Here is a 24,311-nt window from a genome sequence, read left to right as displayed (position 1 = left end):
ACGCAGGGTGAGCAACCGATGGAGACATCTGCATGAGCAACAGTCTTCAGCCCGTGGGTCATCTTTCTCCCGGTCATGACCTGAATGGTTACATTCAGGCCGTCAATCGCATTGCTGTGCTGTCCTCCGACGAGGAACGCGAGCTGGGCTTTCGCCTTTACGAACAAGGCGATCTCGAAGCGGCGCGGCGCCTTGTCATGTCGCATCTGCGTTTCGTGGTGCACATTGCGCGCAGCTATTCCGGCTACGGTCTGCCCCAGGCTGACTTGATCCAGGAAGGCAACGTCGGCTTGATGAAGGCCGTCAAGCGTTTCGACCCGAATCAGGGTGTGCGCCTGGTATCGTTCGCCGTGCACTGGATCAAGGCCGAGATTCACGAATATGTGCTGCGCAACTGGCGCATCGTGAAGATCGCCACCACCAAGGCCCAGCGCAAGCTGTTCTTCAATCTGCGTGGCGCCAAGAAGCGCCTGGCGTGGCTCAATAACGACGAAGTCGATGCCATTGCCAAGGATCTCGACGTCAAGCCGCAGGTGGTGCGTGAGATGGAAGGCCGTCTCTCGGCGTTCGATGCCGGCTACGATGCCTCGCCTTCCGAAGATGAAGATCAGGGCTATCAGGCGCCGGTTCATTACCTCGACGACGAGCGCTACGATCCTGCCGCGCAGCTCGAAGCGGCGGACTGGGAGGAAGACTCCTCGCATCGCCTGCAGACGGCGCTGGGTAAGCTCGATGAACGTTCGCAGGATATCCTGAAGCGTCGTTGGCTTTCCGAGTCCAAGGCTACGCTGCATGAGCTGGCCGATGCGTACGGCGTCTCCGCCGAGCGTATTCGTCAGCTCGAGAAAAATGCCATGAAGAAGATCAAGCAACAGCTCGGCGACGGCTTCGCCGCCTGAGTTCGAGCGCTAACGCGCCAAGGTCAATGCGACGGGACCCACGCGCGAAAGCAGCAATGCCCGGCCATGCGCCGGGCATTGTCGTCTGTGGCGTCTACACGTGGGCGGGATGCGGTGTGGCGACCAGCAGGCGGGCGGAGAGCATCTGCCACTGATCTTCCCAGTGCTCGGTGGGAAGACGCCGGAAGTCGCTGCGCACATATTGCGTGATGCGCCCATCGGCCGCAGCCAGCAGCAGGTTGGCGGTGGCCGAGACCTGTAGCGTGGTGCGCAAGCCTTCGTGAATCTCGGCTTCGCGCAGGATCTGCTTGAGCTGGGTTTCCAGGCGGTCGAAGAGCTGCGTCATGCGTACGCGCAAGCGCGCGGTTTCGCCAGTCAAGGCATCGCCGACGAGCAACCGGCACAGGCCGGGGTTCTTTTCGGCGAAGCCCAGCAGCAGTGTCAGGATATGATGACAACGCGCCTGTGCCTGCGGCTCCTCATCGAGGATGCGGCGAATGCGCTCGAATAGCGTCTCCTCGATGAATTCGATCAGCCCTTCGAACATCCGTGCCTTGCTGGGGAAATGCCGATAGAGGGCGGCTTCGCTGACGCCGACCTGGCGGGCCAGGGCGGCGGTCGTGATCCGCTTGCCGCTGTCCTCCTGCAACATTAGCGCCAGCGCCTGGAGGATCTGCTCCCGGCGACTTTGCTTGGGTGTTTCCTGCGTCATCGATTTTCTTCTGTTGGAATCGTGTTAGCCCATCCTAATGGGCTGCCGGGATGCCGACAAATCGTCGCGCATCGCGGCGCACCGTCCCGGGTGCGAGGGGAATTGTCAGTCCGTGGCGCCTTCGTCGCTGTCGATGTCGGTGATCAGCGTGCCGACCCCGGCGTTGGTGAATATCTCCAGTAGCGTGGCGTGCGGTACGCGGCCATCGATGATATGCGAACTGGCCACGCCGCCTTTGACGGCATCCAGTGCGCAGCGAATCTTGGGCAGCATGCCGCCATGGATGGTGCCATCGCCGATCAGCGCGTCCACCTGAGCGGTGGTAAGCCCTGTCATGACCTCGCCCTCGGTATTCATCAGCCCGGCGACATTGGTCAGCAGCATCAGCTTCTCGGCGTTCAGCGCCTCGGCGACCTTGCCGGCGACCAGGTCGGCGTTGATGTTGTAGCTATGGCCCTCGGCGTCGACGCCGATCGGCGCGATCACGGGGATGAAATCGCGCGCGGTGAGCATCTCGATGAGGTCTGTGGCGATGTGCTCGACCTCGCCGACATGGCCGATATCGATGATCTCCGGCGCCGTCATCTCCGGGGTCTGGTGTTCGACGCGCAACTGGCGTGCGGTGATCTGCGCGCCGTCCTTGCCGGTCAGGCCGATGGCCTTGCCGCCGCTGCGATTGATCAGGTTGACGATGCTCTTGTTGACCAGCCCGCCGAGCACCATCTCGACCACGTCCATGGTTTCGGCATCGGTGACGCGCATGCCGCCGACGAAGCGCGATTCGATGTTCAGCCGCTCGAGCAGCTCGCCGATCTGCGGGCCGCCGCCGTGCACCACCACCGGATTGATGCCGACTTCCTTCATCAGCACCATGTCGCGGGCGAAGGAGTCGATCAGCGTGTCCTCGGTCATGGCGTTGCCGCCGTACTTCACCACCACGGTCTTGCCGGAGAAACGCTGGATGTAGGGCAGCGCCTCCGACAGGATCTCGACCACCAGACGCGGGTCGCGTGCGTGTTCACTCATGAATGTTGTCTCCTTGAAAGCGGCCGGTGTTAAGGCACCGGCCGCCGAGTCTCAGAAGGGGAGATCGGCCTCGGGGGCGACCTGCTTGAGGGCATCGCGGAATTGGCCCTGAATGCGCGCCAGCGCTTCTTCGTTCTTGCCTTCGAAGCGCAGCACCAGCATCGGCGTGGTGTTGGACGCGCGACACAGGCCCCAGCCGTCGGCATAGTCGACGCGGATGCCGTCGAGAGTGGTCTTCACGCCATCTTCGCCGAAGTCGCCTTCCCGGGCGAGCTTGTCGACGATGGCGAACTTGTTCTCGTCGCTGACCTTGGCGTTGAGCTCCGGCGTGCTGAGGTCCTGCGGGAAGCGTTCGAAGAAGGCGTCGGCGTCCAGCCCTTGTGTCGAACGTTGCCGGGACAGAATCTCCAGCAGACGGGCGGCACCGTAGAGGCCGTCGTCGAAGCCGTACCAGCGTTCCTTGAAGAAGATATGGCCGCTCATCTCGCCAGCCAGCGCCGCGCCGGTTTCCTTCATGCGCGCCTTGATCAGCGAGTGCCCGGTACGCCACATCTCCGGTGTGCCGCCGGCCTTCTCGACCACTTGGGCCAGGTTGCCGGTGCATTTGACGTCGAAAATGATGCGTGCGCCGGGACTACGCTGGAGTAGATCCTCGGCGAAGGCCATCATCAGGCGGTCGGGATAGATCACCTCGCCCTTGGGCGTGACCACGCCGAGGCGGTCGCCGTCACCATCGAAGGCCAGGCCGATATCCGCGCCGGTGTCCTTGACGGTGCGGATCAAGTCCTCGAGGTTTTCCAGCTTGCCGGGGTCCGGGTGATGGTTGGGGAAATCGCCGTCGATCTCGGCGAACAGCGGCGTCATCTCGGCGCCCAGGCGCTCGATCAGTTGCGGGCCGAGCTCACCGGCCACGCCGTTGCCGCAGTCGACCACGGCCTTGATCTGCCCGCTCAGACGGATATCGCCGAGGATGCGCTCGAGATACGCCTCGCGCACATCCATCTCGCGCAGACTACCTTCACCTTCGCCGAGCGCACCGTCCTGGATACGCTGATAAAGTGCGGTGATAGCGTCGCCGGAGAGCGTTTCGCCGCCGAGCACGATCTTGAAGCCGTTGTAGTCAGGCGGGTTATGGCTGCCTGTGACCATGACGCCGGAGCTCGTGCCTTCCAGCGTGTGGGTGGCGAAGTAGAGCACCGGCGTGGGCACCATGCCGATGTCGATGACATCGCGTCCCGCGCCGCGCAGGCCGCGGATCAGGGCCGCTTGAAGACGTTTGCCCGAGTGGCGGCCGTCGCGAGCGACGACCACGGTAGCTTCGTCGCGGCTGGCGGCTTCGGCACCGATGGCACGCCCGATCAGCTCGACGCCTTCCTCGGTCAGGTTGTCGTCGACGATGCCGCGAATGTCATAGGCGCGGAAGATGGCCGCGCTGATGGAGGTGTTGGGAGCTTGTTGGCTCATGGTGAATCCCTTCGAGTCGATGGCCATATGGCCGTGAACATCGGGCAACCGTCAGCGTCGCCCGCCCGAACTCAATGGCGGCCGGAGTGGCCGAAGCCCCCTCCGGCGCGCTCGCTGGTGGCAAAGTCCTCGACGATGTCGAGCTTGGCCTGTACCACGGGCACAAGCACATATTGTGCCAGGCGTTCGCCCGGTTCCAGAACGAACGTCGTGTCACCGCGATTCCAGACCGAGATCATCAGCTCGCCCTGATAATCGGAGTCGATCAGGCCGACGAGATTGCCCAGCACGATGCCGTGTTTATGCCCCAGGCCGGAGCGCGGCAGGATCATGCCGGCAAGGCCCGGGTCGCCGATGTGCACGGCAAGGCCGGTGCGCACCAGCTCGCAGTCGCCCGGCGCTAAAGTCAGCGGGCCATCGAGCAGGGCGCGCAGGTCCATGCCGGCGCTGCCGGTGGTGGCGTAACCGGGGAGCGGGAAGTCGTGGACGCGTTCGTCCAGAATCTTCACCGACAAGGTCGTGTCGGAAGACAACGAGGCATCTGACATGGGAATGGGTCCGTCAGTCGTGCGCCGTGGAGGCGCGGTGAGCGTAAAGCATCAATACCCGGTCGACGATGGCGTCGGCCAGGGTGGTCTTGGGCTGCGGCGGCAGCGTTTGGCTGTCGGTGTCATCGCCGTCACGCCACAGCAACAGGGCAGCGTTGTCGTCGGCGCCGAAGCCGAGCCCGGCCTGGGAGACATCGTTGGCGACGATCATATCCATGCCCTTGCGGGTCAGCTTGTCGTGCGCATAGCGTTCCACGTCACGGGTCTCGGCGGCAAAACCTATCATCAGCGGGCGCGGTGAACGCGCGGCGATCTCGGCCACGATATCGGGGTTCTTGACCAGGGTGAGCGTCATCGTCTCGCTGGCGTCGGTCTTCTTGAGCTTGTGTTCGGCGACGTGCTCGGCGCGATAGTCGGCGACCGCTGCACAGCCGATGAAGATATCGCTCTCGGCGGCGGCGTGCTCGGTGGCGGCGAGCATCTCGCTGGCCGATGTCACATCGATGCGTTCGACATTTGGGGGCGTCGCCAGGGTGACAGGACCGCTGATCAAGCGCACGCGGGCGCCACGTCGGGCCCAGGCAGCGGCCAGGGCATAGCCCATCTTCCCGGAACTGTGGTTGGAGAGATAACGTACCGGATCGAGCGCTTCATGGGTCGGGCCGGCGGTGATCGTTATCCGCAGCGCTTCGGCATCGCGCACCGCCGGCGCCTCCGCGAGCTCGGCGATCAGCGCTTCCGGTTCGCGCATGCGGCCGAGCCCGACATCGCCACATGCCTGCTCGCCACCATCGGGGCCCAGCAGGCGCCACCCCAGAGTGTGCAACGTCGCGACATTGGCTTGGGTCGCCGGATGGCGCCACATGGCCTGGTTCATCGCCGGCGCCATGACGCACTCCGCCTCGCTGGCCAAGCACAGCGTGGTGAGCAGGTCGTCGGCATGGCCATGCGCCAGGCGCGCCATGAGATCGGCGGTGGCCGGCGCGACGAAAATCAACTCCGCCCAGCGCGCCAGCTCGATATGGCCCATGCCGGCTTCTGCCTCGGGGTCGAGCAGTGACGTGCGAACCTGCTCCCCGGTGAGGGCCTGAAGCGTCAGTGGCGTAATGAAAGCCTGCGCGCCCTCGGTCATGATCACACGCACCTCGCAGCCCGCCTTTTTCAACAGGCGAGCGAGTTGAGCGCTTTTGTAAGCGGCGATACCGGCGCTGATGCCGAGTAACACGCGCTTGCCGAAGAGTGTTGGCATGACGGGAATCCTGACCGTTTTGCAGGCCCTCCACCTTACCACACCGTGCCTCGGCTTTGCGTAGCGGGCGCCGCTTTAAGCGCATAGCTGTTTGACGGCGATCTCTATTCCCCGTAATTCTGCCAACCCCTTGAGACGGCCTATCAGTGGATAGCCGGGGCGTGTCGCGCGAGATAGATCATCCAGTAGGTGATGGCCATGATCGGGGCGTAGCGGCAGGCGTGGCCCGCCGTTACGCTCGCGCCGACGTTCCTCTTCGAACAGGGCCCTCACGACGCCGACCATGTCGACATCGCCATCGAGGTGCGCCGCTTCGTGGAAGGTCCGCGTATCTTCCTCGCGCCGGGTCGCACGCAGATGGGCGAAGTAGATGCGCTCGGCGAAGCGCTCACCCATCGCGACCAGGTCGATTGCCTCACTGACGCCGTAGGAGCCGGTGCAGAAGGTCATGCCATTGGCAGGACTGAGGGCGGCGTCGAAGATCCATTGAACGTCGTCGGGCGTCGAAACCACGCGTGGTAGTCCGAACAGTGAGCGGGGTGGATCGTCGGGATGGATCGCCAGGCGGATGCCGACCTCTTCGGCCACCGGTACGATGGCGCGCAGGAAGCGGCCCAGGTTGTCGCGCAGCCGGGCAGCGTCGATCTCGGCGTAGCCGGCGATTACCTCGCGAAAGCGTGCCAGGGTGTAATGCTCCTCGGCACCGGGCAACCCGGCGATGACGGTGTCGATCAGCCGGCTACGAGCGGCCTCGTCGAGGGTGTCGAGATAGCGGTTGGCGGCGTCGCGTTCAGCGGCATCGTAGTCGCGTTCGGCGCCGGGACGCTCAAGCAGGTACAGGTCGAAGGCGGCGAAGGCGGTCTGGTCGAAGCGCAGCGCCGTGCCGCCGGTGGGTAGCGGCCAGGCCAGGTCGGTGCGCGTCCAGTCGAGCACCGGCATGAAGTTGTAGCAGACCACGTCTATACCGCAGGCGGCCAGGTTACGCAGCGTCTGCTGATAGTTGGTGATATAGGCATCGCAGTCGCCGCTGGCCTTCTTGATGTCCTCGTGGACCGGCACGCTTTCGACCACCGACCAGGTGAGTCCGGCGGCCTCGATCAAGCGCTTGCGCTCGGCAATCGCCTCGTGAGGCCAGGCTTCACCGTTGGGAATCTCGTGCAGGGCGGTGACGATACCGGTGGCTCCAGTCTGGCGGATGTCGTCGAGGGTGATCGGGTCGTCGGGACCGAACCAGCGCCAGGTGTGTTCCATGGTCGTATCCTATCGTGTCGGGGCGTCGAGTGCGGCCAGGGCCGCTGTGACGCCGCTGCCATTCAGTGTGTGGTAGGCATCGAGTACTGCGCTGCGAAAACGGGCATCCTCGGCCAGTTCTCGCGGGAAAATAGCGTCGAGGGCGAGAAAGGCGGCGATCAGTGACTCGGGCTTGTCGTGTTCGACATGCAACGCGGCGAAGGTCTCGGCCATCGGATCGTCGACCGGGTGGTGAGCGTCGGCCAGGTCGCGACCGGCGGTATAGCGGATCCATGCCGCCACGCCGAGTGCGGCGCAGCGAATATCCGCATCATCGACGAGACGTTGCCGGGTGCCGCTCAGCCAGCGCTGGGGCAGCTTCTGCGAGCCGTCCATGGCGATCTGCTGCAGGCGATGGTGCAGGCTGTCGTTGGTGAAGCGGGCCAGCAGGCTATCAGCGTAAGCGTCGAGGTCGGTGCCTTCGGGTATATTCAGCGTCGGCGCGGCCTCGTCACGCATGTAGCGGCGCAGCAGGCCGATGAATTCCTCGCGGCCGATGGCGTCGGCCACTGTCTCGATCCCCGCCAGCACGCCGAGGTAGGCGAGCAGCGAATGACTGCCGTTGAGCATGCGCAGCTTCATGGTCTCGAAGGGCGCGACGTCGGCGACCATCTCGACGCCTTCATGCTCCCAGTCAGGACGTCCCTGGGGAAAGTCATCCTCGATCACCCATTGGCTGAAAGCCTCGCAGGTTACCGCCGCTGGGTCGTCGATGCCCTGCGCGCGCAGGCGCTCGAAATCAGCCTCGCTCATTGCCGGGACGATGCGGTCGACCATACTGCAGGGGAAGGCGACGTGTTCGGTGATCCATGCGGCGAGCTCCTCATCGCGTTGGCGCGCCAGCTCGATCACCGCGCGGCGAGTGCGTTTGCCATTATCGGGCATGTTATCGCAGCACAGCACCGTGAATGCCGGAGTATCGGCCGTGAATCGTCTAGCCAGCGCTTCGACCAGCATGCCCGGTGCGGTCTGCGGCTGCGTGGGAGTGGCGATATCGTGACAAATCGGCTCTGCGTCGAGCAGCAGCCGGCCGTCCGCCGGATCGAGGTAATAGCCCTTCTCGGTCACGGTCAGTGTGACGATGCGCACGGTGGGCTCGCTCATGCGGGTCAACAAGGTCTCGAGATCCTCACCGCCGGGACCGGTATAGAATGTTTCGCGAATCGCCGTGATCTCGCGCAGGGTGAGGGTTTCGCTGTCGGCGTATTCGGCGACGTGATAGCGCTGATCGCGTTCGCGCATCAGCTCGACGAGCTGGCGATTGGAACGCAGATTGGCGCTGGCAATGCCCCACGGGCCGCCATCGTGGCGGGCCAGGTTGCGCTCCAGGTAGGCCGCTTGGTGGGCGCGATGAAAAGCACCAAGGCCGAGATGGACGATGCCCACCGTGGCCGGTGCATACGTGCTGAGTATCGGTGTCGGCGTCATGATCGATCAGTCTCCCATTAGCAGGTTGGGTAGCCACAGCGAAAGGGCTGGCACGTAGGACACCAGTAGCAGTACCACCAGGTTGCAGATCAGGAACGGTACGATGGCCCGTGCCACGCGCAGCATCGGCAGCTTGCCGATACCCGCGACAACGAAAAGGCAGACTCCAAGGGGGGGGGTGGTCAGTCCGATCATCAGGTTAAGCACCGCCATCAGCCCGAAATGGACCGGGTCCATGCCCACCCCGGTGGCCACGCCCAACAGCGCCGGGAACAGAATGATCAGCGCGGCGATGGTCTCCATGAAGGTGCCTACGACCAGCAGGATCAGGTTGAGAATCAGGATCACCACGATGGGGTTCTCGCTGAAGCCAAGGATCTGGTCGGCGATCATCTGCGGGATCTGCTGGCTGGTGAGGATCCAGCCGAACAGGTTGGCTAGGCCCACCAGCAGCATCAGCGAGCCGGAGGTCAATACGGTGTCGACGACGATTTGCGGCAGGTTGCGCCAGGTAATGCCTTTGTAGACGAACATGCCGATGACCAAGGCATATAGGCTGGCGACGATAGACGCCTCGGTGGGAGTGAAGACGCCACCGATGATCCCGTAGAGGATGATGAATGTCATCAGCAGCGCCCAGAACGCGCTGCGGCCTTCCTTGACCAGTTCCCTGAAGGTCGCCCGTCGCTCCTTGGGATAACCACGCTTCACCGCCAGGATGTACACGGTGATCATCATCGCCAGGCCCAGCAACAGTCCCGGAATGGCGCCGGCCAGAAACATCCGGCCGACCGAGACGCCGGATAGCGAGCCGGCGATGATCATCGGTACGCTAGGGGGAATGATCGGCCCCACTGTCGATGAGGCGGCGGTCACTGCGGCGGCGAAGGGCTTGTCGTAGCCGGCGCGGGACATGCCGGGGATCATCACTGAACCGATACTTGCCGCATCGGCCACGGCGGTGCCGGAGATACCGCCGAAGATCATTGAGCCGCCCACGTTGGCCAGCCCCAGACCACCGCGGATATGACCCATCAAGGCGTTCGCGAAACGCACGATATGATCGGTAATGTTGCCGACGTTCATCAGGTTGCCGGCTAGCACGAAACCGGGAATGCACAGCAACACGAAGGTGTCGATACCACCGTACATGCGCTGCGGGACGATGGTCAGCGAGATGTCCGATAGCAGCAGGTAAGAAAGTGAAGCGATGCCCAGCGAGAAGGCGATGGGGATGCCTACCAGCAGCAGAACAATAAATACGCAGAACAGGACGGCGACTTCCATCATGGCGTCTCCCTGGCATGGGTCGATCCGCCGTGAGCGATGGCCACCCCGGCCTCGATCAAGCCGATCGCCGCATACAGGGCGGACAAGCCGAACAGGGCGACGGTCGAGAAGAAGATATAGTGCATGTGGACCTCTAGAGTCGGCGAGGTCTGGAAGGCACCTACCTGGGCGAATTGCATGGCGTGGGGGATCATCCACGCTGAGAAGACACCCACGACCAAACAACATAGTGCTCGGTAGACCAGCTGGCTGCGTCGGCCTAACAGATGCTGGAAAAGTTCTACGTTGACATGGCGGTTGCGGCGCAGGACGAGCCCGGATGACAGCGCCACCATGTAGATGAACAGATAGCGCGATAGCTCCTCGGTCCAGGCTGGGGAACTAGGCAGCGCCACTCGGGAGACGATTTGCAGGATCACCACCGCGGCGATGGCTATCAGCGCCAGCGATGCGAGTAGAGCGAACAGGCGGTCGAGCCCGCTGACCAACCGCCCCCAGATACCGCCGAGGGGGGGAATCTCAGCGATGTCGTGCAGCGGATCGCTCGATATGGAATCGGAATCGCTCATCAGGGATATTCCTCGGCGAGTCGGTAGAGTGCCGGGGCCGTCATGTCCGGCCCGGCCCCGGGATGAGGTGCATGGCCGGATTAGAGGTCCTGAATCTCCTCGTAGAGTGTCTGCTGTTCGTCGTTCAGCGATTCCTTGACGGCCGGCTCGGCCGCGTCGGCAAAGGCTTGTTGATCGACTTCGACGAACTCCATGCCTGCCTCTTCGAGCGCGTTGCGCAGACGTTTCTGGTCCTCGGAGAAGAGTTTCGCCTCATAGGACTGCATCTGCTGAGCCGCATCGAGGACCACCTCCTGCAGGTCCTCCGGCATTGACTCAAGCTTGTTCTTGCCGATCACCACGTAGATCCAGCTACGCACGTGATCGGTCACGTTCACGTAGTCCTGAACCTCATTGAAGCTGGCGCTTTCGATCAGTGACAGTGGGTTCTCCTGACCATCGATGGTGCCCTGCTGCAGCGATGTGAACACCTCGCTGAAGGCCATCGGCGTGGGCTTGGCGCCAAGCGCCTGCCAGGTATCGACGAACAGAGGCACGTTGGGTACGCGCAAACGCAAGCCATCAAGGTCAGAGGGCTTCTTTATCGGCCGGTTGGAAGTCAGTTCACGCGTGCCGCGTTCGAACCAGGCGACCGGTACCAGGCCGGTTTTCTCCTCGACCTGTTGTTCGATCTGCTTGCCGATATCGCCCTCGACCGCCTTGTGCAGGTGCTCGGAGTCGCGGAAGGCGTAGGGCACGGCCATCATCGCCGCCTTGGGGGCCCAGTTCTGCAGGCTTTCTCCGGTGATGGTCATATCAGCGGTGCCGAGTTGAATGCTGTTGATGACTTCCATCTCGGTGCCCAACTGCTCGTTGGGAAATATCTGTACCTCGATGCGGCCGTCGGACTCTTCTTCGACGACTTGTTTGAAGCGCTCGGCGGCTTTGTTCCAGATGTTTTCTTCGTTGGCCAGGTGGCCGAACTTGAGGGTGTAATCCGCAGCTGTGGCGAACGGGGCGGCGAGTATGCTTGAGCCGATAACGGCGCTGACGAGTAGCTGTTTGAGCATGACGTTCACTCCTGACTCTGTTTGATGGCTGTTGTTGTTGAGCGTTGAGTAGTGGTTTGCATTCGGTCATTGGCGAGTGCGAGGGCCGAATCGCTTAGCGCTTCAGGCATCGAGCTCGATGAGTACCTTGCACACGCGTTCCGGGTGGTGATCGATCATGTGGATCGCTTCACCCATCTCAGCGAAGGGCAGCCGGTGGCTGACCAGCGCCATGGCATCGAGCCGCCCGCTGGCGAGCATCTCGATAACTTCGGGAAACTTGCGGTTGTTGAGTCGTGAGCCGACGATGCTCAGCTCCTTCTTGATTACCTCGAGCTGGACTAAGTCGCTGGGCGTCGTGTTGAAACCCAGTAAGCCAATACGCCCGGCTGGCGAGGCGATTCGCGCGAGCTGTGGGAACAGCGCCGGCACGCAGGCGGCGTCGGCGATCAACGGAACGCCTTCGCCGCCGGTGCGCTCAGTCATCACCGCCTCGAGGTCTTCTCGTTGACCATTGACGGTGTGGCTGGCGCCCAGCGAGTGGGCCACTTCCAGGCGATCGTCGATGACATCGCTGACGGTAATATTGGTTAGCCCCTTGGCCCGGGCAACCTGGAGAATCGTCAGGCCGATCACGCCAGCACCGAGGATCAGCAGAGCATCGCCGTCGTGAGACTGCATGCGGTCGAGGACGTTACAGGCGATGGTGTAGGGTTCGACCAGAGCGGCCTGGTCGAGGCCGACGTGCTCGGGGATATGATGGACATTGCCTGCCGGTACGCTGACGCGCTGCTCGAAACCACCGTCGCGGTGCACACCGATCACTTCGAGGCGGCTGCAGACGTTGGGGCGGCCGATGCGGCACGGGTAGCACTCGCCGCAGTTGATCACCGGGTCGATGCAGACTCGGTCACCTGCCGCAATGCCTGTGACGCTTTCTCCGACCGCTTCGACGACCCCGGCGAACTCATGCCCGGTAATGCGCGGGAAACGCACGAAGGCGTTGTCGCCGTGAATGATGTGCATGTCGGAGCCGCAGATACCGGCGAAGGCGGGGCCGACCAGCACCTCGTCGGCGCCGACTCGAGGGTCCTCGACGTCCACGATGCCGAAATCGTGGGGGGCGCGAACTTCAAAGGCTTTCATGAATGACTCCTGATTCGTGTTACGCAAGGCGAATGACCTACCAGTGCCATAGCGTGCCGTCTTCGAGACGGTTGACCGGCAGGCTGGCACGTTCGTAGGGGTACTTCGCGGCGAGCTCTTCATCGATATCGACGCCGTGTCCCGGGGACTCGCCCACCAGGAAATGGCCGTCCTCGAAGCGATAGTCGTGGGGGAAAACCGCGTCAGTCTCGGTGGTATGCGGCATGTGTTCCTGGATACCGAAGTTGGGTACCCAGGTGTCGAAGTGAATCGCCGCGCCGAGACATATCGGCGACAGGTCGGTGGGGCCGTGGAAACCGGTGCGCACGTGATAAAGCGCGGCCAGATCGGCAACGCGGCGCAGCGCGGTGATGCCGCCGCCATGAGTGAGCGGCATGCGGATATAGTCGATCCATTGGTTCTGGATCATCTCGCGGCAGTCGTGGATCGAGTTGAATACTTCGCCGATTGCCAGCGGCGTGGTGGTGTGTTCACGAATCAGGCGTAGCCCCTCCTGATTCTCGGCCGCTACGCAGTCCTCCAGCCAGAACAGGTGGTAGGGTTCGACGGCCTTGCCTAGCCGCGCAGCCTCGATCGGTGTCAGGCGATGATGAACGTCGTGCAAGACATGCAGGTCGTCGCCGAATCGCTCGCGCACGGCGGCGAACAGCTTGGGCACATGGTTGAGGTACTTCTCGGTGCTCCAGACGTGTTCGGCGGGTAGCGAAGAGTCGGCCGGCTCGTAACGCTCGCCAGGGTTCTTGGCCACGCCATAGGTGGTCTTGATCCCCGGGACACCTGATTGGACGCGTACCGCGCGGTAACCCATCTCCACATGGCGGGCGACCTCTTCCAGGCAGTCATCGATCTCCTGGCCGGTGCAGTGGGCGTAGGTCATTACCCGCTCGCGGCTTTTGCCGCCGAGCAGTTGATAGAGCGGCATGCCGGCGGCCTTGGCCTTGATGTCCCAGAGGGCCATGTCGACGGCGGCGATGGCGGTCATGGTCACCGGGCCGCGCCGCCAGTAAGCGCCGCGATAAAGGTATTGCCAGGTGTCTTCGATACGGCTGGCGTCGCGGCCGATCAGCGCCGGTACCACATGCTCGTCGAGATAGGCCGTCACCGCCATCTCGCGGCCGTTGAGGGTGGCGTCGCCGATCCCGTAAATGTCGGTGTCGGTGATTATCTTGAGCGTTACGAAATTTCGGCCGGGGCTGGTGACGATGGTATAGGCGTCGCGAATCTTCATGCACTGGCTCCAGAAGGCAGCGTAGTTCGACGACCACCGGTCGAGGTGGCCTCGAAGAGCTCGGGGAAACGCTCGACCAGGGCCGGCAGCGAGCTGAGTATTTCGCGCAGGTGTTCCCGTACGGCTTGTTCGGCGGCGTCGGCATCGCGCGCGATAATACTGTCGAGAATACGGGTGTGCTGGTCGATCAACTTGGTGATGGGTGTGGCATCCGGCACGCTCAGATAGCGCACTCGGTCGAGCTGTGCCTTGACCTCCTGAGTCACGCGCCAGGCGGCGTCGTGCCCCGTCTCTAGTGCCAGCGTGCGATGGAACGCCTCGTCGAGACGGTAGAAGCGGTCGTGGTCCTGCGGCTCGATGCAGCGTTGCTGGCGGTCGATGAGTTCGTGCAGTTCATCACGTACCCCCGAGGCGAGTCCCTGTTCGGCGGCGTCCCGTGCGACGGCGATCTCGATAGCTTCACGAACGAAGCGTGCTTCCATGACATCGGCTTGAGAAATGTGCACGACATAGGTGCCGCGCTGGGGGCGCACCTCGATCAAACCGGCCTCTGAGAGGCGGATAAAAGCTTCACGTACGGGTTGCCGGCTGACCGCGAAGGTCTCGGCGATCTCTTTCTCCGACAGCGCCTGGCCGGGCGCCAACGTCATGCGAATGATCGATTGGCGCAGGACCGCATAGAGGCGTTGACGGACATTACCGTCGGGCTGTTCGTCCCAGAGCGCGAGCAGTGATGGCGTCATGTGAAGATCCTGAATCGATGCGTTGTATGACTAGTATGGTAGTTGGCTTAGCCAATCATGCGATGCAACTTTGGTTGAGGATGGCCGGCGTGCGATAGTGTCAATTTATGAGATATTTCTGATATTATGCTTGAGTATGCCGTGACATCCGCAATCTGAGGGGAACTGGCGATGGGAATCCGCGATTGGCCGGAAGGCGAGCGCCCGCGTGAAAAGTTGCTTACCCTGGGAGCGCCGGTGCTGTCGGATGCGGAGTTGCTGGCGATCTTCCTGCGTGTGGGCGTGAAGGGGCGCTCGGCGGTAGATCTTGCGCGTGATCTGCTGGTCGCTTTTGGCGGTCTGCGGCCATTGTTGGAGGCGGATCAAGCGCGCTTTTGCGCGGAGCATGGCCTGGGCGAGGCCAAGTATGTGCAGCTTCAGGCCTCGTTGGAACTTTCTCGGCGGCATTTGGGGAGCTTGCTGGAGCGTGGCGGTGCCCTGACGTCGCCGGCTTTGGTGCGCCAGTTCTTGACGTCGCAGTTGCGCCACTTGCCCCACGAGTCATTCGCGGCGTTGTTTCTGGATACGCAGCACCGCGTGATTCGCTTCGAGACGCTTTCGGAAGGCACGCTCGACAGTGCCTCCGTGTATCCGCGCGAGGTGTCGCGCCGGGCGCTGGCGCTCAATGCGGGGGCGTTGATCTTTGCCCATAATCACCCTTCGGGCGTGGCGGAGCCGAGCGATGCCGATCGGCGAATCACCCAGCGACTCAAGGAGGCGCTGGGGCTTTTCGATATCCGTGTGCTGGACCATTTCGTCGTCGGCGATGGTGAGGTAATATCGTTTGCCGAACGCGGATGGCTTTAAGGCCGTGCCCGCGATGCCAGGTTGGCCGTCCGTCGAGCCTCCGCGAGCTTGCGGCACGGCTTGACGTCTGGTATAAAGTACGCCCTTTGAATCAGGGCAGAAGGCGGTAGCCTGCCATTCCCGGTTTGCCCGACAGGTTTTGAACAACTCGCCAGTGGTTGGAGGCTTCCATGTCCCAAGTATGTCAGGTTACCGGCAAGCGCCCGGTGACTGGTAACAATGTTTCTCACTCCCAGCGGAAAACCCGCCGTCGCTTCTTGCCGAACTTGCACACCCATCGTTTCTGGGTGGAAGGCGAAAAGCGCTTCGTCAAGCTGCGCGTTTCCTCCAAGGGCATGCGCATCATCGACAAGAAAGGCATTGAAGAAGTGCTCAGCGATATCCGCAAGCGTGGTGACCGCGTCTAAACAGCGCGTCCAAACAGGGAGTAACGAGTCATGCGTGATAAGATCAAGATGGTGTCCAGCGCCGGAACCGGCCATTTCTACACCACCGACAAGAACAAGCGGAACACGCCGGATAAGCTCGAAATGAAAAAATTCGACCCGGTCGTCCGCAAGCACGTGATGTACAAGGAAGCCAAGATCAAGTGATCTTGGTCCTCCTTCGCCGCAGGTGACGTTCACCTGTCAGAAAAACCCGGGTCGCTCCGGGTTTTTTTATGCCAGCAAGAAAGGTAGCGGGAGGCTAGCATGCCCGAACTCCCCGAAGTCGAGACGACGCGTCGCGGTATTGCGCCCTATATAGAAGGGCGGGAGATTCGCGAGGTCATCGTGCGTCAGCCACGTCTGCGCACGCCGGTGCCGGACGATCTGGCGGATACGCTCGTCGGTCAGCGAATCGGTACGCTAGGGCGGCGTGCCAAGTATCTGCTCATGCCTATCGGCGAGCGTACCCTGCTATGGCATCTGGGAATGTCCGGGAGCCTGCGCGTGGCGCGTCTCGGTGATATGCCCAGAAAGCACGATCATGTCGACCTGGTCGTGGAGGATGGCGCGATTCTGCGTTATCACGACCCACGTCGTTTCGGCTTCGTCGATTGGCTGCAGGGCTCGCTGCTCGAGGATCCGCGCCTGGCACGCCTGGGCCCCGAACCGTTGTCGCCGGATTTCGACGGTGAGCGTCTCTACCGGCTTTCACGCAAGCGGCGCATTGCCGTCAAGCCGTTCCTGATGAACAACGCCGTGGTGGTGGGTGTCGGCAACATCTACGCCAGTGAAGCGTTGTTCCTGGCGGGGATCGACCCCCGGCGCGCGGCGGGGCGTATCTCCCGCGAGCGCTATGAGCGTCTGGCCGAGGCGGCACGCGAGGTGCTGGCGGCGGCGATCACGCAGGGCGGCACGACGCTGCGCGACTTCGTCAGCGGCACCGGCGAGCCCGGTTATTTCGCTCAGCGCCTCAATGTCTATGGGCGGCAAGAAGCGCCCTGCAGGCGTTGCGGCGAGCCGTTACGCTTGGCTACGCTGGGTCAGCGGGCCAGCGTTTTTTGTCCCCACTGTCAGCGCTGAGCGCTTCGCGCTGCGCGATGTCTTCGCCAAGAGGTTTTCCGTGACCGAACGTCTACGCCTAAAGAAAAACGCCGATCGGCGTCTCAAGGCGGGCCATTTATGGCTCTATTCCAACGAGATCGATATCGCGGTCACGCCGCTGAAGGATTTCGAGCCAGGCGCCCAGGCGGTCATCGAGGCCGCCAATGGCAAGCCGATGGGCATCGCCTATGTCAATCCGCACTCGCTGATCTGCGCGCGTATCGTCTCGCGGGATGTCGATGTGCGTCTCGACCGTTCGCTGCTGGTCCACCGCTTCAAACAGGCGTTGAGCCTGCGCGCGCGTTTGTTCGCCAAGCCCTTCTATCGCCTGGTGCATGGCGAGGGCGACTTGCTGCCGGGGCTCGTCGTCGATCGCTTCGATGACGTGCTGGTCGTGCAGCTCAATACGGTGGGCATGGACCGGCTGCGCGATGAGGTCGTCGCTGCGCTCGAGAAGGTGCTGGCGCCGCGCGCCATCGTGTTCAAGAACGATTCCTCCGGACGTCGTCAGGAACAACTCGGCGACGAGGTCGAGGTGGCCTATGGCGAGCTGCCCGATCAGGTGCTGCTCGAGGAGAATGGCGTGCGTTTCGTGGCGCCGGTACTCGACGGCCAGAAGACCGGTTGGTTCTTCGACCATCGCCCCAACCGGGCGTGGCTCAATGGTCTGGTCGCCGGCAAGCGGGTGCTGGATGTGTTCAGCTATGTCGGTGGCTGGGGCGTTCAGGCGGCGGCGCACGGTGCCAGCGAAGTGCTGTGCGTGGACAGCTCCGCCCAGGCCCTGGAGCGCGTGGCCGAGAACGCCGCGCTCAACGGCCTGACCGAGCAAGTGGCCGTCGGCGAGGGCGAAGCCTTCGAGGCATTGGCAGCCCTCAAGGCGGAGGGCGAGCAGTTCGACGTGATCGTGCTCGATCCGCCGGCTTTCATCAAGAAGCGCAAGGATATTCCCAACGGCGAACGCGCCTACGCGCGGCTCAACCGTGAGGCGATCCGGCTGCTGGGACGCGATGGTATGCTACTCTCGGCATCGTGCTCGATGCACTTGGCGCCGGAGCGCTTGATGGAGTGCGTGCGTGGTGCTGTGCGCCATCAGGATCGTCATGGGCAGGTCATCTATCAGGGCCACCAGGGGGCGGATCATCCCGTGCATCCCGCGATTCCCGAAACCGCCTACCTCAAGGCATTGGGGGTGCGGGTTTTCCGCAACTGAACATGACGTTGGAGAGCGTTCGCGTCTTTCGTCACCCCAACGCGCTGCTGGTCAACCACGTGCATAACGTGCTGGCCAGCGCCGGGTTGACGCCCGTGCTGCGTAATATGACCCTCGGCGGTGGCGCCGGTGAGTTACCGCCCGGTGAATGCGAGCCGGAGGTCTGGGTGCCGGTAGGCCATCGTCAACGCGCCGAGGCATTGGTCGATGAAGCCCTCAATGGACCCGCTGAGGGCCTCTCAGCGTGGCGTTGCCCTGCCTGTGGTGAATCGCTGGAAGGCGTCTTCGATACCTGCTGGCAGTGTGGTCAGGCACGTCCTCTCTGAGGCGAGCATGGCATGCTTGGCGCAAATCGTTCGGCGATGGGCGCTGTCGGCGTAAAGTTTTCTCTATAAGCGTGGCTTTATAGCGCGTCATCCCGTTTTGTCTCCTGCCTCCCTCCGATTCCTGTGCGTGTGCTGTAATGGATAGACGTTGAGCCTATTTTGTAGACATCCTCTGAAGTGGAGGCGCCATGAAAATCGCCATACCCAAGGAAATCAAGAATCATGAGTATCGTGTTGCCTTGACGCCAAGCGTGGTGCGCGAGCTGGTGGCACGCGGTCATCGCGTGGCGGTGCAGACATCGGCGGGTGAGGGGGCCGGCTTCCCCGATGCCGAGTATGAGGCGGCGGGGGCGCGTATCGAGCAGGATCTTGACGCGCTATGGGATAACGCCGAGCTGATCGTCAAGGTAAAGGAGCCTCAGCCAGAGGAGGTCAAGCGCCTCAAACCGAGCCATACGCTGTTCACCTATCTGCACTTGGCGGCCGAGGAGTCGCTGACGCGGGGGCTGATGGACAGCGAAGCTACCTGCATCGCCTATGAGACGATCACCGATGACCAGGGTGCATTGCCGCTTCTCGCGCCGATGAGCCGTGTCGCCGGCCGCATGGCCATCCAGGCTGGTGCGCATAGCCTGGAAAAGGCGCAGGGCGGTGCCGGTATTCTGATCCCGGGGGTACCCGGCGTGGCACCGGCCAAGGTGACGGTGATCGGCGGTGGCGTGGTCGGTGAAAACGCCGCGCGCATGGCGCTGGGCCTGGGCGCGGAAGTCACCGTGCTCGACAAGTCGCTGGAGCGGCTGGAAGTGCTCGACCATCGTTATCAAGGCCGGCTGAACACCGTGTATTCGACGGCAGATGCGCTGGAAACGGCGGCTCGCGAGTCGGATATCATCGTCGGTGCGGTGCTGGTGCCGGGGGCGCAGGCGCCCAAGCTGATCACCCGCAAGATGCTCGGTGACATGCGTCCGGGCAGTGTGCTGGTGGACGTGGCCATCGATCAGGGCGGCTGCTTCGAGACCAGTCGCGCGACGACCCATGCCGACCCCACCTATGTGGTGGATGACGTGGTGCATTACTGCGTTGCCAACATGCCGGGTGCCGTGGCGCGCACTTCCACTCAAGCATTGACCAACGCCACCTTGCCGTTCGTGCTGGCATTGGCCGACAAGGGATGGCAAGGCGCCCTGGCGGAGGATCCTCACTTCCTCGCGGGGCTCAACGTACATGCTGGGCGCATCACGCATCCGGCGGTGGCCCAGGCATTCGGTCTGGACGCGGTCGACCCCAAGAGCCTGATGGCATAGCAATGGACCACGACGTTCCGGCCGGGCCCGGTCGCCTTGGCCGGGACGTCGTTGTACACTGGGCGGATTCTCACATTTCGTTGCGATCAGCCCAATTTCATGACCAAGACACGCGTCCTGACCGGCATTACCACCACCGGCACCCCGCATCTCGGCAATTATGTCGGGGCCATCAAACCGGCCATCGAGGCCAGCCAGCGTCCCGATGTTGATTCCTTCTACTTCCTCGCGGACCTGCATGCGTTGATCAAGTGCCAGGACCCCCGGCGCGTGCAGCAGTCGCGCCTGGAAATCGCCGCCACCTGGCTGGCGCTGGGCCTGGATACCGACAACGCTGTGTTCTACCGCCAGTCGGACATTCCCGAAATCCCTGAGTTGACCTGGATGCTGTCCTGCGTCTGCGCCAAGGGGCTGATGAACCGCGCTCATGCCTACAAGGCGGCGGTGGCCGAGAACGAAGAGCTGGGCCATCAGGATATGGATAAAGGCGTGAGCATGGGGTTGTTCGGTTACCCGGTGCTGATGGCGGCGGACATCCTGATGTTCAACGCCAATAAGGTGCCGGTGGGGCGCGATCAGATCCAGCATATCGAGATGGCGCGCGACATGGGGGGACGCTTCAATCATCTCTACAAGGGCCAGTATTTCACGCTGCCCGAGGCGGTGGTCGACGACAAGGTGGAAGTGCTCAACGGGCTCGACGGCCGCAAGATGTCCAAGAGTTACAACAACACCATCCCGCTGTTCGTTTCCGAGAAGAAGCTCCAGAAGCTAGTACGCAAGATCAAGACCAACTCCCTGGAGCCCGGCGAGCCCAAGGACCCCGATAGCTGCACGCTGTTCCAGATCTTCTCGGCGTTTGCCACTGCGGAAGAAACCGCCACCATGCGGGCCGACTACGAGAACGGTATCGGTTGGGGTGAAGCCAAGGATCGGGTCTTCGAATACCTCAACGCGCACCTGCGCGAACCCCGCGAGCGCTATAACGCCTTGCTCGAGGATCCCGGGCATATCGAGAACGTGCTCAAGCAGGGCGCCGACAAGGCGCGTGCCGAGGCGCAGCCGCTCATGGAGCGTGTGCGTGAGGTCGCTGGCCTGGGACGTTTCGTGTAACGCCTCATCTGTCACTTTTATCGGTGCGCTTTTGCGCGCTCTGCCAAGCCCCGTGTCTCGCGACACGGGGCTTGTGTTTTTATATTGCCAAACGCTATAGCGAAAATGTGTTTTATGAATTTTTAAAAGGGCGGGTTAGGCACTAAGCTAGATAGCAATTTCCATTCGAACGATAATAGGAGGTTGCGATGCCTGACGCATCCAGCGTTTCATCCGCTTCGCCGACGCCGCGTCGCGGCGTACCGCCGTTGGCATTGGCGGCGGCGATAGTCTTGCTCCTGGGCGCTCTGGCCGTGGGAACGGCCTTTGAGGCGACCACGGGGTTGCTCATGATCGTGGGGGGCGCCCTGGGCATGGTGCTCTATCATGCCGCTTTCGGCTTTACCTCCGCGTGGCGTGTATTCATCACTGAGCGTCGTGGGCGAGGTCTGCGCGCGCAGATGGTCATGCTGGCTCTCGCGGTCGTGCTGTTCTTCCCGGCGCTTGGCGCAGGGACTCTTTTCGGTACGCCGGTCTCGGGTTATATCGCGCCCATCGGGGTCTCTGTCCTGGTCGGTGCGTTCCTGTTCGGGCTCGGCATGCAGCTCGGCGGTGGTTGTGCTTCGGGCACCTTGTTCACAGTGGGCGGCGGTAATGCGCGCATGGTGATCACTCTGGTGTTCTTCATCATCGGCTCCCTGGTCGGCACGGCGCATTTTGCCTGGTGGCAGACGTGGCCGGCGTTCCAGCCGACGTCGTTGCATGGCTTGTTCGGCGTGGGCGGCGGCATCGTCGTGAGTCTGGTGTTGTTCGCCGCGATCGCCGCGCTGACGGTGGCCATGGAGAGGCGCCGGCACGGTCAGCTCGAACGGGCGCCGCAGGTCGAGGCCGGTCGTTCGCGTTGGCTGCAAGGTCCCTGGCCGCTATTGGCCGGTGCGATAGGGCTGGCAGTGCTCAATTTCATCACGCTGGCGCTCGCCGGGCGTCCATGGGGTATTACCTCGGCGTTCGCTCTATGGGGCGCCAAGGGCTTCGAGGCGCTAGGCGGCGACGTCAGCGGCTGGGGCTATTGGCAGGCGGCTGGCAATGAGGCGGCCTTGAACGCCAATGTCTGGAGCGATATCACCACGGTCATGAACGTGGGCATCATCCTGGGGGCGATGGCCGCCGCAGCGCTGGCAGGCCGTTTTGCGCCGAAATTCAGCATTCCGCTACGTTCCGTGTTGGCGTCAGCCATCGGCGGATTTCTGTTGGGCTATGGAGCGCGCCTGGCATTTGGCTGCAATATCGGCGCCTATTTCGGCGGAATCGCCTCAGGCAGCTTACATGGCTGGCTGTGGCTGGTCGCGGCGTTTGCCGGCAACATGCTGGGCGTGCGGCTACGCCCGTGGTTTTTCTCGGGCCCGGCACGCCCGGTGGCGCGCAGTGGCTGATCGGTGATCGGCAAGCGCGAATGATGCACGGCGCCCTTCAGGGCGCCGTGCATCATTGTGGCATGCGCGAGTGGCAAGGTGGCATGCGCGAGTGGCAAGGTGGCGTGCGCGAGTGGCAAGGTGGCGTGTATAGTAAAGCCCGAGCCGTGCGGAGCCTCAGGGCTTCGAGTTCCGTCACCTGCGTGAGGCAAACGATGAGCGAAACATCCAAGCGTCCCCTTTATATTCCTTATGCTGGCCCCTCACTGCTGGAGATGCCGCTACTCAACAAGGGCAGCGCCTTCACCAGCGAAGAGCGTGTCGAATTCAACCTGGTGGGCTTGCTGCCGCAGAATGTCGAGAGCATCGAAGAGCAGCTCGAGCGCGCGTATCACCAGTACACTCTGTGTCAGAACAACCTCGACAAGCACATTTACCTGCGGGCGATTCAGGACGACAACGAGACGCTGTTCTTCCGTCTGCTGGAAGAGCATCTCGAGGAAATGCTGCCGATCATCTATACCCCCACGGTGGGCGAGGCATGCGAAGAGTTCTCCAATATTTACCGCAATCACCGCGGGCTCTTCATCTCGTATCCCGATCGCCACCGCATGGACGATATCCTGCGTAGCGCCACGAAGGACAAGGTGCGTGTGATCGTGGCCACCGACGGCGAGCGTATTCTGGGGCTGGGCGATCAAGGCATCGGCGGTATGGGCATTCCCATCGGCAAGCTGTCGCTGTATACCGCCTGCGGTGGCATTAGCCCGGCCTACACGCTGCCCATCGTGCTCGATGTGGGCACCAACAATCAGAAGCTTCTCGACGATCCCATGTACATGGGCTGGCGCCATAAGCGGGTCAGTCAGGAAGAGTACGACGAGTTCATCGGCATGTTCATGGAGGCGCTGCAACGGCGTTGGCCCAACGTGCTGTTGCAGTTCGAGGACTTCGCCCAGACCAACGCCATGCCGCTGCTCGAGCGTTATCGCGACCAGCTGTGCTGCTTCAACGACGACATCCAGGGCACGGCGGCGGTGTGCGTGGGGACGTTGCTGGCGGCGTGCAAGACCAAGGGTGAGGCGCTCAAGGACCAGACCATCGCATTTCTCGGGGCCGGCTCTGCAGGCTGCGGTATCGCCGAGCAGATCGTCGTGGCGATGACGATGGAAGGCCTGAGCGAGGCCGAGGCGCGCCGTCGCGTTTATATGGTCGACCGTTTCGGGCTATTGACCAGCGATATGGACGGGCTCTACGACTTCCAGCAGCGCCTGGCGCATGAGCCTGCCACCTTGAGCGACTGGGACTCCCAGAGTCGTGATCTCCTCGACGTGGTGCGCAATGCCAAGCCCAGCGTATTGATCGGAGTCTCCGGGCAAAGCGGGCTGTTCACCGAAGAGGTGATCAAGACGTTGCACGCGGGCTGTGCACAGCCGCTGGTGATGCCGCTTTCCAATCCGACGTCCAAGGTCGAAGCCGTTCCTCAGGACATTCTCGAATGGACCCGGGGCGAGGCGCTGATAGCCACGGGCAGCCCCTTCCCGCCGGTACGCGTCGGCGAGCGCGACGTCGCGATCGCCCAATGCAACAATGCCTATATATTCCCTGGCATCGGCCTGGGCGTGGTGGCAAGCAATGCGTCTCGCGTCACCGACAAGATGCTGATGGCGGCCTCCAATGCCTTGGCGCAGGGCGCGCCCATCGTCAAGACCGGCAAGGGCGCGCTGTTGCCCTCGTTGGGTGATATCCGCGAGATCAGCAAGGACATCGCCTTCGCCGTCGCCAAGCAGGCCCAGGAGGAAAACGTCGCGCTGTCTTCCAGTGACGACGCGCTGCGGGACGCCATCGAGCGCCACTTCTGGTATCCGCGTTATCGCGCCTACCGGCGCCGCGCCTTCTAAACGCCCGCCTCTCGATTACCCATACAAAACACCCCGCCGGCATTGCCGAC

Annotated in this window: 24 protein-coding genes; 11 read left to right on the top strand and 13 right to left on the bottom strand. The window is 62.7% G+C overall.

Annotated features, from left to right (window positions below):
• The first annotated feature begins 32 nt into the window (after positions 1 to 32).
• The gene (gene rpoH / locus L1073_RS10440) at positions 33 to 899 is read left to right on the top strand and encodes an RNA polymerase sigma factor RpoH (RefSeq protein WP_246899083.1); all 867 of its coding nucleotides are present in this window, start codon (positions 33 to 35) and stop codon (positions 897 to 899) included.
• A 94-nt stretch (positions 900 to 993) separates the two neighbouring features.
• Here the strand turns inward: rpoH and slmA are convergent, their stop codons facing one another.
• The 13 genes from slmA to L1073_RS10375 all read right to left on the bottom strand — a co-directional run bounded on the left by slmA (position 994) and on the right by L1073_RS10375 (position 14,641).
• On the bottom strand, positions 994 to 1,611 hold the full coding sequence (gene slmA, locus L1073_RS10435) for a nucleoid occlusion factor SlmA (protein WP_246899081.1): 618 nt from the start codon (positions 1,609 to 1,611) through the stop codon (positions 994 to 996).
• A 105-nt stretch (positions 1,612 to 1,716) separates the two neighbouring features.
• On the bottom strand, positions 1,717 to 2,637 hold the full coding sequence (gene argB, locus L1073_RS10430; RefSeq protein ID WP_246899080.1) for an acetylglutamate kinase: 921 nt from the start codon (positions 2,635 to 2,637) through the stop codon (positions 1,717 to 1,719).
• A gap of 51 nt (positions 2,638 to 2,688) precedes the next feature.
• Positions 2,689 to 4,101, bottom strand: a complete 1,413-nt coding sequence (locus L1073_RS10425) for a phosphomannomutase/phosphoglucomutase (protein WP_246899078.1) — start codon at positions 4,099 to 4,101, stop codon at positions 2,689 to 2,691.
• 71 nt (positions 4,102 to 4,172) lie between these two features.
• The gene (gene dut, locus L1073_RS10420; protein ID WP_246899076.1) at positions 4,173 to 4,649 is read right to left on the bottom strand and encodes a dUTP diphosphatase; all 477 of its coding nucleotides are present in this window, start codon (positions 4,647 to 4,649) and stop codon (positions 4,173 to 4,175) included.
• 13 nt (positions 4,650 to 4,662) lie between these two features.
• On the bottom strand, positions 4,663 to 5,898 hold the full coding sequence (gene coaBC, locus L1073_RS10415) for a bifunctional phosphopantothenoylcysteine decarboxylase/phosphopantothenate--cysteine ligase CoaBC (protein ID WP_246899074.1): 1,236 nt from the start codon (positions 5,896 to 5,898) through the stop codon (positions 4,663 to 4,665).
• A gap of 75 nt (positions 5,899 to 5,973) precedes the next feature.
• Positions 5,974 to 7,149: a mannonate dehydratase gene (gene uxuA, locus L1073_RS10410; RefSeq protein WP_246899072.1), complete on the bottom strand. Its 1,176-nt coding sequence runs from the start codon at positions 7,147 to 7,149 to the stop codon at positions 5,974 to 5,976.
• A 9-nt stretch (positions 7,150 to 7,158) separates the two neighbouring features.
• On the bottom strand, positions 7,159 to 8,616 hold the full coding sequence (locus L1073_RS10405) for a mannitol dehydrogenase family protein (protein WP_246899070.1): 1,458 nt from the start codon (positions 8,614 to 8,616) through the stop codon (positions 7,159 to 7,161).
• A gap of 6 nt (positions 8,617 to 8,622) precedes the next feature.
• Positions 8,623 to 9,903 carry a TRAP transporter large permease gene (locus tag L1073_RS10400; RefSeq protein ID WP_246899181.1) on the bottom strand — a complete coding sequence of 427 codons (1,281 nt, stop codon included), beginning with the start codon at positions 9,901 to 9,903 and terminating at the stop codon, positions 8,623 to 8,625.
• Positions 9,903 to 10,475, bottom strand: coding sequence for a TRAP transporter small permease (locus L1073_RS10395; protein WP_246899068.1), 573 nt, complete (start codon positions 10,473 to 10,475; stop codon positions 9,903 to 9,905). Before L1073_RS10395 ends, L1073_RS10400 begins: the two co-directional genes overlap by 1 nt.
• Positions 10,476 to 10,555: 80 nt before the next feature.
• Complete coding sequence (locus tag L1073_RS10390; RefSeq protein WP_246899066.1) at positions 10,556 to 11,524, bottom strand: TRAP transporter substrate-binding protein; 969 nt, start codon at positions 11,522 to 11,524, stop codon at positions 10,556 to 10,558.
• A 102-nt stretch (positions 11,525 to 11,626) separates the two neighbouring features.
• Positions 11,627 to 12,649: a zinc-binding alcohol dehydrogenase family protein gene (locus tag L1073_RS10385; RefSeq protein ID WP_246899064.1), complete on the bottom strand. Its 1,023-nt coding sequence runs from the start codon at positions 12,647 to 12,649 to the stop codon at positions 11,627 to 11,629.
• A 37-nt stretch (positions 12,650 to 12,686) separates the two neighbouring features.
• Entirely contained in the window at positions 12,687 to 13,898 is a 1,212-nt protein-coding gene (manD, locus tag L1073_RS10380; RefSeq protein WP_246899062.1) for a D-mannonate dehydratase ManD, read from the bottom strand.
• Positions 13,895 to 14,641 carry a GntR family transcriptional regulator gene (locus tag L1073_RS10375; protein ID WP_246899059.1) on the bottom strand — a complete coding sequence of 249 codons (747 nt, stop codon included), beginning with the start codon at positions 14,639 to 14,641 and terminating at the stop codon, positions 13,895 to 13,897. The genes manD and L1073_RS10375 overlap by 4 nt, the downstream gene beginning before the upstream one ends.
• Positions 14,642 to 14,812: 171 nt before the next feature.
• On the opposite strand from L1073_RS10375, the gene radC reads away from it, so the two are divergent.
• From radC to L1073_RS10325, 10 genes are all read left to right on the top strand, one after another.
• Positions 14,813 to 15,487, top strand: coding sequence for a RadC family protein (radC, locus tag L1073_RS10370; RefSeq protein ID WP_246899058.1), 675 nt, complete (start codon positions 14,813 to 14,815; stop codon positions 15,485 to 15,487).
• Between the two features lie 170 nt (positions 15,488 to 15,657).
• Positions 15,658 to 15,894 carry a 50S ribosomal protein L28 gene (gene rpmB / locus L1073_RS10365; protein WP_246899057.1) on the top strand — a complete coding sequence of 79 codons (237 nt, stop codon included), beginning with the start codon at positions 15,658 to 15,660 and terminating at the stop codon, positions 15,892 to 15,894.
• A gap of 30 nt (positions 15,895 to 15,924) precedes the next feature.
• Complete coding sequence (gene rpmG, locus L1073_RS10360) at positions 15,925 to 16,080, top strand: 50S ribosomal protein L33 (RefSeq protein ID WP_011508261.1); 156 nt, start codon at positions 15,925 to 15,927, stop codon at positions 16,078 to 16,080.
• Positions 16,081 to 16,179: 99 nt separating this feature from the next.
• Entirely contained in the window at positions 16,180 to 16,995 is an 816-nt protein-coding gene (mutM, locus tag L1073_RS10355; protein ID WP_246899056.1) for a bifunctional DNA-formamidopyrimidine glycosylase/DNA-(apurinic or apyrimidinic site) lyase, read from the top strand.
• Positions 16,996 to 17,035: 40 nt separating this feature from the next.
• Positions 17,036 to 18,226: a class I SAM-dependent rRNA methyltransferase gene (locus L1073_RS10350; protein ID WP_246899054.1), complete on the top strand. Its 1,191-nt coding sequence runs from the start codon at positions 17,036 to 17,038 to the stop codon at positions 18,224 to 18,226.
• A gap of 2 nt (positions 18,227 to 18,228) precedes the next feature.
• The gene (locus L1073_RS10345) at positions 18,229 to 18,552 is read left to right on the top strand and encodes a putative signal transducing protein (RefSeq protein WP_246899053.1); all 324 of its coding nucleotides are present in this window, start codon (positions 18,229 to 18,231) and stop codon (positions 18,550 to 18,552) included.
• A 188-nt stretch (positions 18,553 to 18,740) separates the two neighbouring features.
• Positions 18,741 to 19,856: an alanine dehydrogenase gene (ald, locus tag L1073_RS10340; RefSeq protein ID WP_246899051.1), complete on the top strand. Its 1,116-nt coding sequence runs from the start codon at positions 18,741 to 18,743 to the stop codon at positions 19,854 to 19,856.
• A gap of 99 nt (positions 19,857 to 19,955) precedes the next feature.
• Positions 19,956 to 20,969, top strand: a complete 1,014-nt coding sequence (locus L1073_RS10335) for a tryptophan--tRNA ligase (protein WP_246899049.1) — start codon at positions 19,956 to 19,958, stop codon at positions 20,967 to 20,969.
• Between the two features lie 188 nt (positions 20,970 to 21,157).
• Positions 21,158 to 22,381 carry a YeeE/YedE family protein gene (locus L1073_RS10330; RefSeq protein ID WP_246899047.1) on the top strand — a complete coding sequence of 408 codons (1,224 nt, stop codon included), beginning with the start codon at positions 21,158 to 21,160 and terminating at the stop codon, positions 22,379 to 22,381.
• Positions 22,382 to 22,575: 194 nt separating this feature from the next.
• Positions 22,576 to 24,261, top strand: a complete 1,686-nt coding sequence (locus tag L1073_RS10325) for an NAD-dependent malic enzyme (protein ID WP_246899045.1) — start codon at positions 22,576 to 22,578, stop codon at positions 24,259 to 24,261.
• Positions 24,262 to 24,311 lie beyond the last annotated feature (50 nt).

This window comes from Chromohalobacter nigrandesensis (assembly GCF_023061285.1).
GTDB lineage: Bacteria > Pseudomonadota > Gammaproteobacteria > Pseudomonadales > Halomonadaceae > Chromohalobacter > Chromohalobacter nigrandesensis.
This window is presented reverse-complemented; position numbering and strand designations above follow the sequence as displayed.

Bases quoted from the DNA above. Each gene is read 5' to 3' on its own strand.
- rpoH (WP_246899083.1), top strand. From the start codon at position 33: ATGAGCAACAGTCTTCAGCCCGTGGGTCATCTTTCTCCCGGTCATGAC.
- slmA (WP_246899081.1), bottom strand. From the start codon at position 1,611: ATGACGCAGGAAACACCCAAGCAAAGTCGCCGGGAGCAGATCCTCCAG.
- argB (WP_246899080.1), bottom strand. From the start codon at position 2,637: ATGAGTGAACACGCACGCGACCCGCGTCTGGTGGTCGAGATCCTGTCG.
- L1073_RS10425 (WP_246899078.1), bottom strand. From the start codon at position 4,101: ATGAGCCAACAAGCTCCCAACACCTCCATCAGCGCGGCCATCTTCCGC.
- dut (WP_246899076.1), bottom strand. From the start codon at position 4,649: ATGTCAGATGCCTCGTTGTCTTCCGACACGACCTTGTCGGTGAAGATT.
- coaBC (WP_246899074.1), bottom strand. From the start codon at position 5,898: ATGCCAACACTCTTCGGCAAGCGCGTGTTACTCGGCATCAGCGCCGGT.
- uxuA (WP_246899072.1), bottom strand. From the start codon at position 7,149: ATGGAACACACCTGGCGCTGGTTCGGTCCCGACGACCCGATCACCCTC.
- L1073_RS10405 (WP_246899070.1), bottom strand. From the start codon at position 8,616: ATGACGCCGACACCGATACTCAGCACGTATGCACCGGCCACGGTGGGC.
- L1073_RS10400 (WP_246899181.1), bottom strand. From the start codon at position 9,903: ATGGAAGTCGCCGTCCTGTTCTGCGTATTTATTGTTCTGCTGCTGGTA.
- L1073_RS10395 (WP_246899068.1), bottom strand. From the start codon at position 10,475: ATGAGCGATTCCGATTCCATATCGAGCGATCCGCTGCACGACATCGCT.
- L1073_RS10390 (WP_246899066.1), bottom strand. From the start codon at position 11,524: ATGCTCAAACAGCTACTCGTCAGCGCCGTTATCGGCTCAAGCATACTC.
- L1073_RS10385 (WP_246899064.1), bottom strand. From the start codon at position 12,649: ATGAAAGCCTTTGAAGTTCGCGCCCCCCACGATTTCGGCATCGTGGAC.
- manD (WP_246899062.1), bottom strand. From the start codon at position 13,898: ATGAAGATTCGCGACGCCTATACCATCGTCACCAGCCCCGGCCGAAAT.
- L1073_RS10375 (WP_246899059.1), bottom strand. From the start codon at position 14,641: ATGACGCCATCACTGCTCGCGCTCTGGGACGAACAGCCCGACGGTAAT.
- radC (WP_246899058.1), top strand. From the start codon at position 14,813: ATGGGAATCCGCGATTGGCCGGAAGGCGAGCGCCCGCGTGAAAAGTTG.
- rpmB (WP_246899057.1), top strand. From the start codon at position 15,658: ATGTCCCAAGTATGTCAGGTTACCGGCAAGCGCCCGGTGACTGGTAAC.
- rpmG (WP_011508261.1), top strand. From the start codon at position 15,925: ATGCGTGATAAGATCAAGATGGTGTCCAGCGCCGGAACCGGCCATTTC.
- mutM (WP_246899056.1), top strand. From the start codon at position 16,180: ATGCCCGAACTCCCCGAAGTCGAGACGACGCGTCGCGGTATTGCGCCC.
- L1073_RS10345 (WP_246899053.1), top strand. From the start codon at position 18,229: ATGACGTTGGAGAGCGTTCGCGTCTTTCGTCACCCCAACGCGCTGCTG.
- ald (WP_246899051.1), top strand. From the start codon at position 18,741: ATGAAAATCGCCATACCCAAGGAAATCAAGAATCATGAGTATCGTGTT.
- L1073_RS10335 (WP_246899049.1), top strand. From the start codon at position 19,956: ATGACCAAGACACGCGTCCTGACCGGCATTACCACCACCGGCACCCCG.
- L1073_RS10330 (WP_246899047.1), top strand. From the start codon at position 21,158: ATGCCTGACGCATCCAGCGTTTCATCCGCTTCGCCGACGCCGCGTCGC.
- L1073_RS10325 (WP_246899045.1), top strand. From the start codon at position 22,576: ATGAGCGAAACATCCAAGCGTCCCCTTTATATTCCTTATGCTGGCCCC.